Source organism: Streptomyces sp. NPDC034049, from assembly GCF_055575575.1.
In genome coordinates this window covers 18,376-30,284 of sequence record NZ_JBVISJ010000029.1, presented here as the reverse complement: position 1 = coordinate 30,284, position 11,909 = coordinate 18,376, and the positions used below count along the sequence as shown (strand labels likewise).

Annotated in this window: 7 protein-coding genes and 1 pseudogene; 4 read left to right on the top strand and 4 right to left on the bottom strand. The window is 68.1% G+C overall.

The window, feature by feature from the left end; translation table 11 throughout:
* Positions 1-86 precede the first annotated feature (86 nt).
* Positions 87-1,406, bottom strand: coding sequence for a hypothetical protein (locus ACZ52C_RS40880; RefSeq protein ID WP_469079607.1), 1,320 nt, complete (start codon positions 1,404-1,406; stop codon positions 87-89).
* A gap of 303 nt (positions 1,407-1,709) precedes the next feature.
* Here ACZ52C_RS40880 and ACZ52C_RS40875 point away from each other — a divergent pair, with 303 nt between their 5' ends.
* The gene (locus tag ACZ52C_RS40875; RefSeq protein WP_469079606.1) at positions 1,710-1,988 is read left to right on the top strand and encodes a hypothetical protein; all 279 of its coding nucleotides are present in this window, start codon (positions 1,710-1,712) and stop codon (positions 1,986-1,988) included.
* Between the two features lie 206 nt (positions 1,989-2,194).
* Here ACZ52C_RS40875 and ACZ52C_RS40870 read toward each other — a convergent pair whose 3' ends face one another.
* Positions 2,195-3,598: a hypothetical protein gene (locus tag ACZ52C_RS40870; protein WP_469079605.1), complete on the bottom strand. Its 1,404-nt coding sequence runs from the start codon at positions 3,596-3,598 to the stop codon at positions 2,195-2,197.
* 4 nt (positions 3,599-3,602) lie between these two features.
* The gene (locus tag ACZ52C_RS40865) at positions 3,603-6,341 is read right to left on the bottom strand and encodes a hypothetical protein (protein WP_469079604.1); all 2,739 of its coding nucleotides are present in this window, start codon (positions 6,339-6,341) and stop codon (positions 3,603-3,605) included.
* Between the two features lie 1,010 nt (positions 6,342-7,351).
* On the opposite strand from ACZ52C_RS40865, the pseudogene ACZ52C_RS40860 reads away from it, so the two are divergent.
* The 3 genes and pseudogenes from ACZ52C_RS40860 to ACZ52C_RS40850 form a co-directional block, all read left to right on the top strand.
* Positions 7,352-7,498, top strand: a pseudogene (locus ACZ52C_RS40860) (IS630 family transposase); the annotation flags it as partial.
* Between the two features lie 73 nt (positions 7,499-7,571).
* Entirely contained in the window at positions 7,572-7,934 is a 363-nt protein-coding gene (locus ACZ52C_RS40855) for a hypothetical protein (protein ID WP_469079603.1), read from the top strand.
* 314 nt (positions 7,935-8,248) lie between these two features.
* The gene (locus ACZ52C_RS40850; protein ID WP_469079602.1) at positions 8,249-9,940 is read left to right on the top strand and encodes a TROVE domain-containing protein; all 1,692 of its coding nucleotides are present in this window, start codon (positions 8,249-8,251) and stop codon (positions 9,938-9,940) included.
* Between the two features lie 286 nt (positions 9,941-10,226).
* Here the strand turns inward: ACZ52C_RS40850 and ACZ52C_RS40845 are convergent, their stop codons facing one another.
* The gene (locus tag ACZ52C_RS40845; protein WP_469079601.1) at positions 10,227-11,708 is read right to left on the bottom strand and encodes an alpha/beta hydrolase family protein; all 1,482 of its coding nucleotides are present in this window, start codon (positions 11,706-11,708) and stop codon (positions 10,227-10,229) included.
* Positions 11,709-11,909 lie beyond the last annotated feature (201 nt).

Here is an 11,909-nt window from a genome sequence, read left to right as displayed (position 1 = left end):
CGCAGTCCCATCGCCTACGAGACAGCACTCGACACAACATCAACTACCCTGGCCCAAGCCGCATAGCCCGTGTCCAAGATTCCGGGTCAAGGCCCGAGCGCGAAGTACTCCGAGCCGCCGGAGCGCCAGGTGCCGTTGTAGTAGACCTGCAGGTCGAAGCGCTGCTTGCGGCCCGGGTAGTAGGTCATGGTCGTCGTGAGCAGCGGGTCGGTGTTCTTGTGGAACCACGAATACGACGTCGAGCCGATCTTGGCCGTCTTGTAGTGCTTGGAGACGGCGGTGGCGACCTTCACCCGGGCGTAGGCGGTGGAGGTGACCGTCTTCGGCTTGTAGCGGGCGTCGCCCTTGGTGACCGCGGAGACGACAATGTTCCGGGTCATGTCGACGGTTGCGGAGATGTTGCCGCTGGAGTTGACCTTCGCCCTCTTGAGCAGCTTGTTGGGCTTGTCGGCGCCGTAGGGGTTGGCCCAGATCTCGACGGTGCGGTTCTTGTAGGTGGTGCCGAGGTGCGCGGTGAAGGAGACGTCGGTGCCGTAGTTGTAGCGGTTGCCGTGTTTGTTCAGGGTCAGTGTGGTGGCCGCGCGGGAGACGGTGACCTCGTCGGTGGCGCTGGCCGGAGTGTGATCGCTGTCGCCGGCGTAGGCGACCTTGTAGGTGACCGTGCCTCCGGCCGGCGGGGTGTCGGTGAAGGAGTAGGTGCCGTCCGGTTTCACCGCGGCGGTCGGCAGCGCCTTGCCGCCGGGGTTCTCCATGTCGGTACGGGTCACTTGGAGCCCGGCGCCGGCAGGAAGGGGAAGCGTGGCGGACACCTTGCCGGTGACGGTGAGCTTCTTGGCGCGGGTGGCGGTCGCAGGCGCGTTGATCGTCAGCGTCGGAACGCTTTTGGCCGGGTCGGTGAGCGTTCTGAGGACGTAGCCTCCGGGTGCGGAGACGAGAGCGAAGATCCGCGAGGAATCCGGGGCCCAGGCGAGAGCGTCCGTGTCGGCGGCGTAGGTGCGGACCGGTGTTTTCACGCCCGGGCGGTAGACCGCCACGTCCGTGCCGCTCACCTGGGCGACCAGGCCGTCGGGGGCGATGTCCGCGCGCTGCCCCGCCGGCCCGTAGCTGCCGGCGGCAGTGAACTTCCCGTCGGCGTAGGTGTGCCGCTCGGTGCCGTCGACCAGCACCTCCGCCGCGCCGGGCACGAGGTCGATGTCATTGACGTAGTTCAGTGTGTAGCCGCCGTCGTGCCAGGCCGTCAGCTGCGGTGTGGCGCCGGAGACATCGACGATGGCCATCATGTCCGTGGCCGTGTCGTCGAAGTCGGTCGCGCCGAGGGCCAGGAGGCCGGGCGCGGACGGGTCGCTGTCGATACGTGCGCCGCCGTTGATCGCGGGACTGGCGTGCGGAAGCTGTCGCAGTGCCACCGCCTCGCCTCCGCCGGCCGGGGCCGCCTCCGGATCGATCGAACCCAGGTTGCCGTAGCCGTCGGAGGGGTCCTCGTAGGTGAACCAGACTTTGTGGCCGGTGAACTCCAGGTACAGCGGGCCGAGCTGGCGGCCACGGGGTAGCGGGCCTTGACGTCCAGCGTGGCCGTGTCCAGGGCCACGATCTCGTGGCTGCCACGCGCTGCCGCGTACAGCGTGGCACCGTCGTCGGACAGCGCCAGGTCGAAGACCCCGCTGATACCGCGCACCGAGTCGACGCGGTTGCCGTTGTAGTCGACGGCGATGATGGAACCGGTCGCATCATCGCCGATGAAGACCCGCTTCGAGGCGCTGTTCACGACGATGCCGGCGGGCGAGCCGATAGTGGCAGCCGCGGCGGGCCCTGCCGTAACGGCGCTCAAGGCAACCGAGCTGAAGACAACCGCGAGCGCCGTCGCGGTCGAGATGCTGCGCCTACGCACAGTTCTGAAACCCCCACAAGGAAACCCGGTATTGCACCGGGGAATCGAGGGCGCCGCGCTGCACCCGGACGTGACCGCAACGGTGTTCACGGTGCGGTGACCTACGGGGCGCGACTGCCAGAAGCAGCGTATGACATGCCAGTGACAGAACGAGAGAGGGTTTTCCGCCCGTGCCCCGCGCGGGCTGCGCGAAGCCGCCCGGATCGCCGCCCGCGCCGATGGCACCCCTCGTGGAGGGGCGGGGCGATCGGCGCGGGGCGGGCAAGGGGGCTCGTGCCTGGGCAGATTCCTTGTGCCGCACAAGCCTCAGAGGAGGGATTCCCATCCGAATTCGGGGATGAAGCCACGGTGCAGCTCCTCCCCCAAGCCCGACGCCCCGGGAAGGATCAGCTGGTGCCTGTCGATGAGGGCCTTGGCCGCGCCCAACGATCTCAGTGCGTTGTTGATGCGGTTCTCGTTGGCGCGATGCCAGCTCGTGAGAGGCAGCACGCCGCGCGCCCTTGATGTGAACTCCGTGGAGGCGATTCCGCCTCGTGGGGGCAGCTGGGGGAACAGATCGACGAAGGCCCTCGGCACCTGGGCCTCGGTGAAGAACCTGTCCTCCACGCCTGTCTTCAGGTAGCGGGTGAGGATGAGTGCGGTCAGCGCGTTCTGGATGCGGAGTGCGGCTTCCCGGCGCTCGCGTGGGACCGGTGGGGCCGCCCTGAGGCATGCGGGGACTGCGCGCAGCTCCACCAGTCCGCGGGATGGTACGGACGCGGTGTGCTGTATCGGGTCAGCGGTGGAGGGGCGCAGATAGACGGGGCTGCCCGCCATGGTCACGGAGTAGGCGATGACGTCGGCACGTGGGCTCCTCGCCAGGACCTTGCCGAGCGCTCTGCGGGTGTTGAACGGTGAGCCCCTGTGGTTCCTCTCCCTCGGGGTACACGGGCTACCGGGGATGAGGTCGAGTTCGTCCGGCCCGGAATTCCGCTCTTCGGCAAGGGGCTGCGGGGCAGTGACTCCTTGGGGCAGCCGGGGCTCGTCAGCGCGGTAGAGGCAGTCGAAAAAGATCACTCGTACCAGGTCGTCGAGCGGCAAGAGGTCATTGTTCAGGGATCCGACCAGGCCTTTGAACCCTGTGCTGTACGCAGCCAGGATCCGTATGCTCGGCTCCGCGTAGTCCAGGCCGGCATGGTCGACGATCGTCCTGATCTGGTCGGGGGCCGCGATCGTTGCGCTGGTCCGGCTGATACCGATGCCCCAGGCGGGCAAGGGGATACGGCCGTCCCTCCCGTCGGGCAGGTCGGTCCAGCCGCTCTCCCTGCCGGGAACGTTGATGAGCACGGTCTGTTTGGCGTGCTCGAACATCGCGCGCAGGCCGTGTGCCCGGATCTCGCCGCCGACACCCCACAGGATGGTGACGTTGATCCGTGGCCTGGGAGCCCTTCTCCGCTTCGCCTCGGCTACCGTGCTCGCCACGGCTTGGGGTACGAAGATCCGGTACCGGCTCTTCCCCCCGTGCCACACGGGAGGGATGCCCTCCGGCTGTGGCACGGGGGCGACCGTCGCATCGAGCGGATTGCTGAGTTCCATCCCCGCCGACACCCCCAACGAGGGGCTGTCGAAACGGTTGAGATGGGAGCCGTTGGCGTTCCGGGTGGTGGAGAACTCGTCCTCGAAGAACGCCTCGTCGGGCTGGCGCGTTCTGGGTGGCGGCCGGTTCACCATCAGATCACACCTGCTGACCCGTCTTGGGATCGTACTTGACCGCGACCGCCGCGACCTGGTCGGTGGGAAGTATCTCGACCCACTGGTCGAAGATCTGGTAGGGCTCGGCCGGGCGGAAGCCACCGGAGAGCGGATCGAAGCCGGTCTCGAAGACCTCTTCGGCGGCGATCGTGTTCTTGATCTCGGTGTTCGTGATCCTCAGTTTCTCCGCCAGCTTCTTGAGGACCTCTCCCACTTTCAGGTTCTGCCACTCGGACGGGTCACCCTCCTGCATGGGGTAGGGCAGGTCGAAAGCGGCCTGGCCCTCGGCGGTCTGGGACAGCCACTCGATCGCCTTCTCCTCATAGCCCGGCCTGATCGGAAGGACAGCCTTGACCCAGGACGCGTTGAGGAACGCGTTTCTGCGTTCGTCGCCGTCGGTCTGGATGAGCCAGCCAAGGGAACTGCCCAGGGGTGCCGGCTGGGTCTCCTCCGTGATCAGGTAGTTGACCCGCCACTCGGGCGTCACGTTGCACGGGGCCTTGGGTAGTTTCTCCGGGTCCGGGGCCTTGTCCGTGTGCGAGTACCAGCTCGCTACGGTGCTGCCGGGGAGCTGGTTCACCCAGCAGGCGTTCTCGGCAACCTGTTCCTGGCCCCAGGGCGCCTTGGGGACCGGATACTTGCCCAGTGTGTTCTGGTCAGGAAGCTTGTCCGTGGCGCTCGGGCGCCAGTAGTCGGGAGCGACGAAGTACAGCATTTCGTCCACGTCGAAGGTCTGCCGAATCATCTCCGCGGCGAAGTGCGGGTGGTCGAAGAGCGGCGTGAGTTTCCCGATCAGTTGCCCGTAGACCGTATGGCGCTCTTCGCTGCGCAAGTCTTCCGGGGGCCTGGGCCGCATGGCGCTGACAAGCTTCAGACGATCTCGTACGGCCTGCGCGTATGCGTCGTCCTGGAGTTGCCTGACCTGTTCGTTGTAGGCGTGGAGCTCCGTCTGGTACTGCTCGTGGGCCGGGTCTGTCGCGGGAGGCGCCCAGGTCAGCGAGAACGTCAGCTGGATCGAGCTCCTGTCGCCGACGTTGAGGCGTTTGGCGAACACCGTGAACTTTCCTGTGGGAGCCAGGGGTTCCTCGGGTGGCGCCTCCTCGATTCTGCACTGGTCGGCGATGAATTTGGTGGAGGCGGACTTGACTGCCGCGCTGACCAGTCGGTAACCGGGGGCGGGCCTGTCCGGATGGAAGGTCGCCTCGGCGATGACCCATCGGGCGTGGTCGTGGTCGCCGATGGCGGCCTCTGGGTGTGGCTCCGGGGTGTTCGGCGGATAGCGGAGGAACACGTGATCCTTATGTTCCTCCGGGTCATCCTCGGTTCCCGGATACTTCACGATGGGGAAACTGCCGATGAGTTCCGTGGTCTTGGCCTGCAGCGGAGGCGGCAGTTCCGGCTTCTTGACGGCGGTCAGGTCGGGCGCGGGGACTGCGTGGATCATGTCTCCCAGTCCGAGTTCGCGCCCCGGGTCCTCGATGTAGATCTGCCAGCACAGCCGGGACCCGACGTGCTGGAGCTGTACGCCGACCTTGCGCATCTTCCGGCGCAGCTCGTAGTTCACCAGTTCGGTGGTGCTGTCGTTCTTGAGGACGTAACGCCGGCTGGATGTGTCCGTGGTCTCGGTCACCGTCTTGAACGTGGTCTTGTAGTTGCGTTTGATCTCACTGGTGACCTTGGCGCTCTGCGTGCGACTGCGCTTGTGGGTCTCCTCGGAGGACCTTTTGACCGTGCTCGCGGTGTTGAAGCTCGCGCTCGCGTCGGCGTGGTACACCGGTGTGCTGACCCCGCCGGTGACGTTCACGCCCAATTTGGTCTCGTTGGCGTTCTCCTCCTTGACCGCGTCGGCGACGTCGTCCTGCTGGGTCAGACTCTCCTCGGTCTTGCGGGTCGTTTCCTCCGACTGTTCCGCCGTCTTCTCGACCAGGGTGCGCCGAGTGCTGGTCTCAACGAGTTCCACCATGCCGCCGGGGCTGAGCCACACATGCTGCGTCGGCGGCCCCAGGAAGGTGTCGAACTCGAAGAAGTACTGCCGGAAGAGGTTCACGAGCCCCACAGGTGACAACACGCCCTGAATGGCCTCGAAGCGTCTGGCCACTGCCCTCAATCCGTCGTCACTCAGGTCACGGGCGGCGGATCCCAGAAACTGGTCCACACCGCCGGTCTCGGGCGCCGGTGCCAACCGCATGGTGCTCTGCGCGCCCAGCCAGCCGGCCAGCGGCTGGTAGATGCCCATCAGTTCGCTTGCGTAGGGCAGCGTTCCTCGGAACTCAAGCAGCGGCCGGCCCCCGAAGACCAGAGGTCCCCTCTTCGGCGCGGTGACCGCCTGACCGTGGCTCGGAGAGTTGTTGGGCGTCCGGAACGGCTGCGACACCCACCCCCCGCCCTCGGACTGGGTGCGCTCCTTCAACAGCAGGACCTCGCAGGTAGAGTCCGGCGCCGGGGCGACGAAAGCGATGGTCACAGAACCGGCGGTGGTCACGGTCCGGCCCACGTACAGGCGACTCGACCCGGCAGGCCGCTCCACGAATGTGCCCGCCAGTTGTTGCGCCTCTGGGTATGCCGCAGGGTCGCGTACGTCGACGTCACTGGGAAACGCCAGTGCCACGCGCTCTTGAGCCTTCAACTCTCCTGGGGTGCCGGTCAGCTGGTACGACCAGATTTGATACCCCGTCACCTTTGGCAGAGCTTCTTTGCCCGAGTAGGTGAGAGTCAGGGCCATGGCTCCTCCAGTGCGCAGTCCCAGGGTGACGAGCATGCGTGGGCCCGCTGGCGAGAGGGATGTGTGTGGGTATAACCCCGTATGCCTCCACTGTGTGACTGCATCCCGCCCTCTGCAACTTGCCGCAGCGGCATGGTTGATCGGTCAACCGGCCCTGCGCGCCGCCGGCTGCATCGTCCCGACGCAGCAGCTGGTGCCGATGGCCCGCCATACCGTCGGCCGGCTGATGCTCGACCTCGCTCTTCGGGCACCCGATACGGGGTGAGGATTCGCTCGGGCTCGGCTTCACCGCGTCCCGTCCGCACGAGCGGTGGGTGGCCGACGTCACCTACGTGGGCCCCGGTCCGGGACCGTGCCGGAACTGCCGCTGGCCCGGAACTGGTTCATCCGGGCTGATGGCGGACATGTGCTCAAGCGGAAGAGGTTACGGGCCGTGCCGCCCTGCCAGCGGGTCCGCTACGACGTGCACGGCGCAGCGATGCGCAACCGGCCACCCCTACGGGATTCTGCTTCGACCACGGCGCGCTCGTGGAGGAGCCAGAGGTCGTGGGCTGTCAGAGCCGCTGCGGGGCGTGTCGGCCCGGATCTCCGGTGGCGGTGGCGGTGGCGGTGGTGACCGGGTCGAGCCGGGCGAAGTGATCGCGTGACAAGGCCGTAGGGGAAGCCGCAGCCCGTGTGGTCGCGGATCAGCTGGTGAAGTAGGCGGTCGCCGGTTTCAGGAGGTGGCGCAGGACCAGGAACGGAAGCGCGACCACCGCACCGGCGAGCAGGATCGGAAAACCCAGGCGCCTGCACCGTCCGTATAGCCGCGGAAAGGGCCGAAGACCTGTGCGTGGTCGGTCGGTCAGGACTATGACGAACGAGGCAACCGAGATAAGAACGCAGAGCGCGAAGGACACTCCGGGGCGGGTGTCGCCGTCTGCCGAGGTTCCCCAGAGGGGGAACGCGTACGTGACCACGACGGCGACCGCTCCGGGAGCGTAGACAGCCATGAAGTCTCGGAACTGGTCATCGGTCCGCTGGTGGAGATCGACCTGCTCGCCTCCGTTGACCTCAGCCAGATCACCCGCGCCGTGAAGCGCAAGTGCAAGATGCTGCAGTACCTACCGGAAGCCATCGACGGCTGCCTCGCCGGCACCACCCTCGTCCTGACACGTGAGCTGTCCGGCCGAACGGTGCTGGGCCGGGCACGGTCATCGTCCGAAGCCGCGGGCCAGATACGGTGACGGGATGACCGAGAACCTGCCTGTCGACGTGGCCGACGTGCTTGCGCTGGTCCTGAGCGCGGAGGATCCGGTTCATGTCGCGCTCCGTAGGCAGGTTCCGTACCTCAGTGTGCGAGAGCGCTGCACTTGCGGGTGCGGCACTGCCCATTTCGCGCTCGACACCAGCCAGGCGGAGCCCGCGCCCGTCGGCCCCGGCACCGTCGTGGCGGCCGAGGCGCAGTTGGTCACCGAGACTGGCGAGTGCCCTGGTGAGGTCCTGGTCTTCACGCAGGACGGCTACCTGTCGTGGCTTGAGGTCTGCTCATGGAGCGACGACACCGAGGTGACACTGTCTGCCTCACGCCACTGGCTGCAGCCTCCTTGTTGATCCCGACCGACATCACAAGCTCGAGTTCAAGTGGTCACGTGCTCGACGCCACCTCCATTCCGGCCCCTCGGTCGTCAGCGGCTCCTGCTCGGGGGCGAGGGGGCGCGGGGGGCGGGCTTTCGGACTGGGCGGAGCGCGGGCAATAAATCGCGTGCGGTCGCTCGTCGCATCGAATAGCGTGCGTGTCCGACGCCTTCCGATGCGCTGTGCCCCGGTTACTTCCTTTCTGAAAACGCAACACCACCCCGGTGCCACTACTGATCTCGGAAGGCGTCCCTCCTTCTTCCAAGAACGTCTCCCAAGGGACCTTCTGCATGCCCCATTTCAACCGTCAGCGAGCCAAGTCCGAAGCCAGGAGCGAGATCCAGGCGGAGATACCGGGCCTGACCGCTGGCGGAGCGACCTCGTCGCTCTCCACCCACGGCCGGTGGCTGCTCCCGCCGTCCGCCACCGCACCGGGCCTGCGCCCCCCGCCCGCGCACCGACTCCACAACCGTACGCACCAGGGTGGCGCCGCCTACGCGCGCACGCCCAAGACGGAACTGTTCCTGCTGTCCGTGGCCAACATGGTCGGCCATCACACCTTCTACGAGGACGCCGCCGCCCGCGACGAGCGCTACGAGCAGTTGGTACGCAAGCTCGCCGTCAGCGATCCGGAGTGGACCCTCGGCCTGCTGGGCTGGCTGCGCACAGAAGCCCACATGCGCACCGCTTCCCTCGTGGGCGCCGCCGAGTTCGTGCGGGCCAGGCTGGAGGCGGGCGCCGTCGGCTTCTCACGGCAGGCCGTGTCCGCCGTCCTCCAACGGGCCGACGAGCCCGGTGAGTTGCTGGCGTACTGGACGTCTCGGCACGGGCGCAGAATCCCGCAGCCGCTGAAGCGCGGAATCGCCGACGCCGCACGGCGTCTGTACACCGGGCGTGCGCTCCTCAAGTACGACACCGCCGCACGCCCCTACCGTTTCGGCGACGTCATCGAACTCACCCACCCCTCCCCCGACCCCCGACGTCCGTGGCAGGGTGACCTGTTCAAGTACGCGATCGACCGCCGCCACCACCCCGACCGCGCTCTTCCCCCTCCCGGCGCGACGCTGCTCGCCGCACACCGCGAGCTGATGGCCGTACCGGTCGAGGAACGGCGTGCCCTGGTCACCGCACCGGGCGGCAGTGAGCGGCTGAACGCGGCAGGGATGACCTGGGAGTCGGTGGCGGGCTGGTTGCAGGGGCCGCTCGACGCGGCGGTGTGGGAGGCGCTGATTCCGTCGATGGGGGCGATGGCCCTCGTACGCAATCTGCGCAATCTCGACCAGGCCGGCGTGAGCGACCGGGTCGCCGACGAGGTCGCCGCGCGGATCTCCAGCCCTGACGAGGTGCGCCGCTCGCGGCAGTTCCCGTTCCGCTACCTCGCCGCCCATCGCAACGCGCCCTCGCTCCGCTGGGAGAAGGCTCTGGAGACAGCCCTCGGACACTCCCTGGCCAACGTCCCCGAACTGCCCGGCCGCACGCTGATCCTGGTGGACCGGTCAGGTTCGATGTTCGACCAGCCCAGCGAGCACACCCAGCTCAACCGGGCGGATTCAGCGGCCATCTTCGGTACGGCGTTGGCACAGCGGGCCGCGCGGGCCGACCTGGTGGAGTTCGGGTCGGACAGCCGTCGCGTCGAACTCGCCCCGGGTGAGCCCGTCCTGCGCGTCCTGGATCGCTTCCATGACCTCGGCGGCACCAACACAGCCCTCGCGCTCAGGCGGCACTACGACCGTCACGACCGGGTGGTCGTGGTCACCGACGAACAGGCCGGCCCCAGTCAGTGGTCCAACCCGCTGCAGACGATCCCTCTCCGAATCCCCGTCTACACCTGGAACCTGGCCGGCTACGCCCCCGCCCACGCGCCGTCCGGCCCGCACCACCACACCTTCGGCGGCCTGAGCGACGCCGCGTTCCGGCTGATCCCTCTCATCGAAGCCGGCAGGGACTCCCAGTGGCCGTGGGAGACGAGTTCGTCCGAGTGACGGGTGCGCAGGTGGCCGGTCGAGCGGTCGAATTCGGCGACATGTGCCGCGCCGAGCGCGTCCACGTCGGCGGAACGGGTGTCGGCCACAACGGTCCTGCGCCGGGACGCCACATCACGGTACGCCGCTGGCCACCACCGGCACGCCGATGGATGACTCGGACTGGTGGGAGGGGGCACGGCCGACGGTGTCCGACGCCACGTCTTCGGCAGGCCGGCGACCGCCCGGCCGAAGTTCGTCCTCGTCAGGGCAGACGGCCGTGCGTCGGCTGCCGTGGCACAGCTGATCAGCGGCTGTTGCCCGGGCGGTAGACGCGGAGGTCTCCGTAGGCCGACAGAACGTCGGCCAGGTCACCGGGTGTGTGCCGCAGGGTGGTGTTCAGGAAGGCGAGCGTGGTCGCGGCGACGACGCTCGGGCTCTCGGTGCGGCCGAGGGAGCCGACTATCGAGGGCACGGGCGGAAGGTACAGGGGGCCGTCCATGAAGGTGAGGTGCGCGGCGCCGGGGATGGTGAGCCGGTAGCTCGTCGCGGCGCTGTGCTTGAGGACCTTGGTGAGGCGGGGGAGGTAGTGCGGGTCGGTTCCGGGGGTGATGACCTGGGTGAGCGCGAGCATCGGTTGGCGGAGGGAGGGCGAGGTGGGGCCGTGGGGGTAACCGTCCAGGTCGATGACGGCGTCGAACCGGCTGTCCTGCCGGGCTGCCTGCAGGGCGGCAGCACCCCCCATGGAGTGGCCGGTCACCGCGACCCGGCTGGTGTCCAGGCGTCCGGTCAGCGGGCCGGCGATCTCACCTCGGGCCAGACGGTTCAGTTGGGTGAGGACGAAGCTGAGGTCAGCGGCCCGAACGGCCGTCCAGTCGGCCGCCAACAGGTCGTCCTTGTCCCGGTCGCCGGTGGAGGCGGTCCTGGTGCGAACCGTTCGGCCGTCGGACAGGACGACGGCGGCGGAGTCGTACGGGTGGTCGAGGGCGGCGACCACGTAGCCGTGGCTGGCCAGTTCCTCCGCCCAGGCGGTGTTCTGGGTGCGCACTCCGCCCGACCCGGGAGAGAACAGTACGACCGGGAACCGTCCGCTCCTGCCGGCCACTGCGGCGTTGAAGACCGCATGGGTGCGGGCACGCGGGAGACCGTCGACCAGGAAGCCGGGCAGGCCGACCTGGCGAGCGAGGGCGTCGGAGACGATGCGTGCCTCGTGCTCCGTGCGTCCCAGGTACTGAGCCCGCTGCGCGCCTGCGGGGCTCTTCCGCGCGGGATACCAGAGCTGGACCACGACGGTGCGCCGGTCGTGCCGGTCGTGCCGGTCGTGCCGGTCGTGCCGGTCGGCGGTGAAGGTCTCGGGGCGGTGCGGGTCGGTCCACTGCATCACACGGGTGCCGACCGCGAAACGACCTGACGGCTCGGGAAACACCGGTACGGGAAAGGACCAGGCAGCCACCGGGCCTGTGGCGATCAGGCCGAGGCAGGTAGCCGACCCCGGCAACGCCAGCCACCATCGGGCCCGCCACGCCGGCCGACCACTACGGCGTCGCAACCGAGGAGCGAAGGCGAACGGCAGCGCGAAGGCAGCGCCTGCCCATACCGGCAGCAGCTGCCAGCGGATCCCCGTCACACTCAGCACGATCGCGGACAGCACCGACACCGCCCCCGCCGCGATCGTCACGCGCGGGCGGGCAGCGGCGGGAAGCCAGCGCGCCACCACCAGCACGACGGCACCCAGCAAGGCAAGAAATTCCAGAGGGGACAGGTACAGCCCCGTGATGATCTCGGTCATGCGGCCATCCTCAGCGCGGGGCACGCGATGCCACATCGATCCCGGGTCGCCATCGCGTGCCGCCGAAGTCGCAATCCGAGGCCGGTCTCCCGTGCGACCGGAGTCGCAATCGAACACGCCAGTCCAGCGGCCGCTTTGCGACTACGGGGGTAGCGAGACTCCTCCTACGGTCGCATCTCAGAGCAGCGCCATCAGACAGTG

Bases quoted from the DNA above. Each gene is read 5' to 3' on its own strand.
- ACZ52C_RS40855 (WP_469079603.1), top strand. From the start codon at position 7,572: ATGACCGAGAACCTGCCTGTCGACGTGGCCGACGTGCTTGCGCTGGTC.
- ACZ52C_RS40850 (WP_469079602.1), top strand. From the start codon at position 8,249: ATGCCCCATTTCAACCGTCAGCGAGCCAAGTCCGAAGCCAGGAGCGAG.
- ACZ52C_RS40875 (WP_469079606.1), top strand. From the start codon at position 1,710: ATGATGGAACCGGTCGCATCATCGCCGATGAAGACCCGCTTCGAGGCG.
- ACZ52C_RS40870 (WP_469079605.1), bottom strand. From the start codon at position 3,598: ATGGTGAACCGGCCGCCACCCAGAACGCGCCAGCCCGACGAGGCGTTC.
- ACZ52C_RS40845 (WP_469079601.1), bottom strand. From the start codon at position 11,708: ATGACCGAGATCATCACGGGGCTGTACCTGTCCCCTCTGGAATTTCTT.
- ACZ52C_RS40865 (WP_469079604.1), bottom strand. From the start codon at position 6,341: ATGGCCCTGACTCTCACCTACTCGGGCAAAGAAGCTCTGCCAAAGGTG.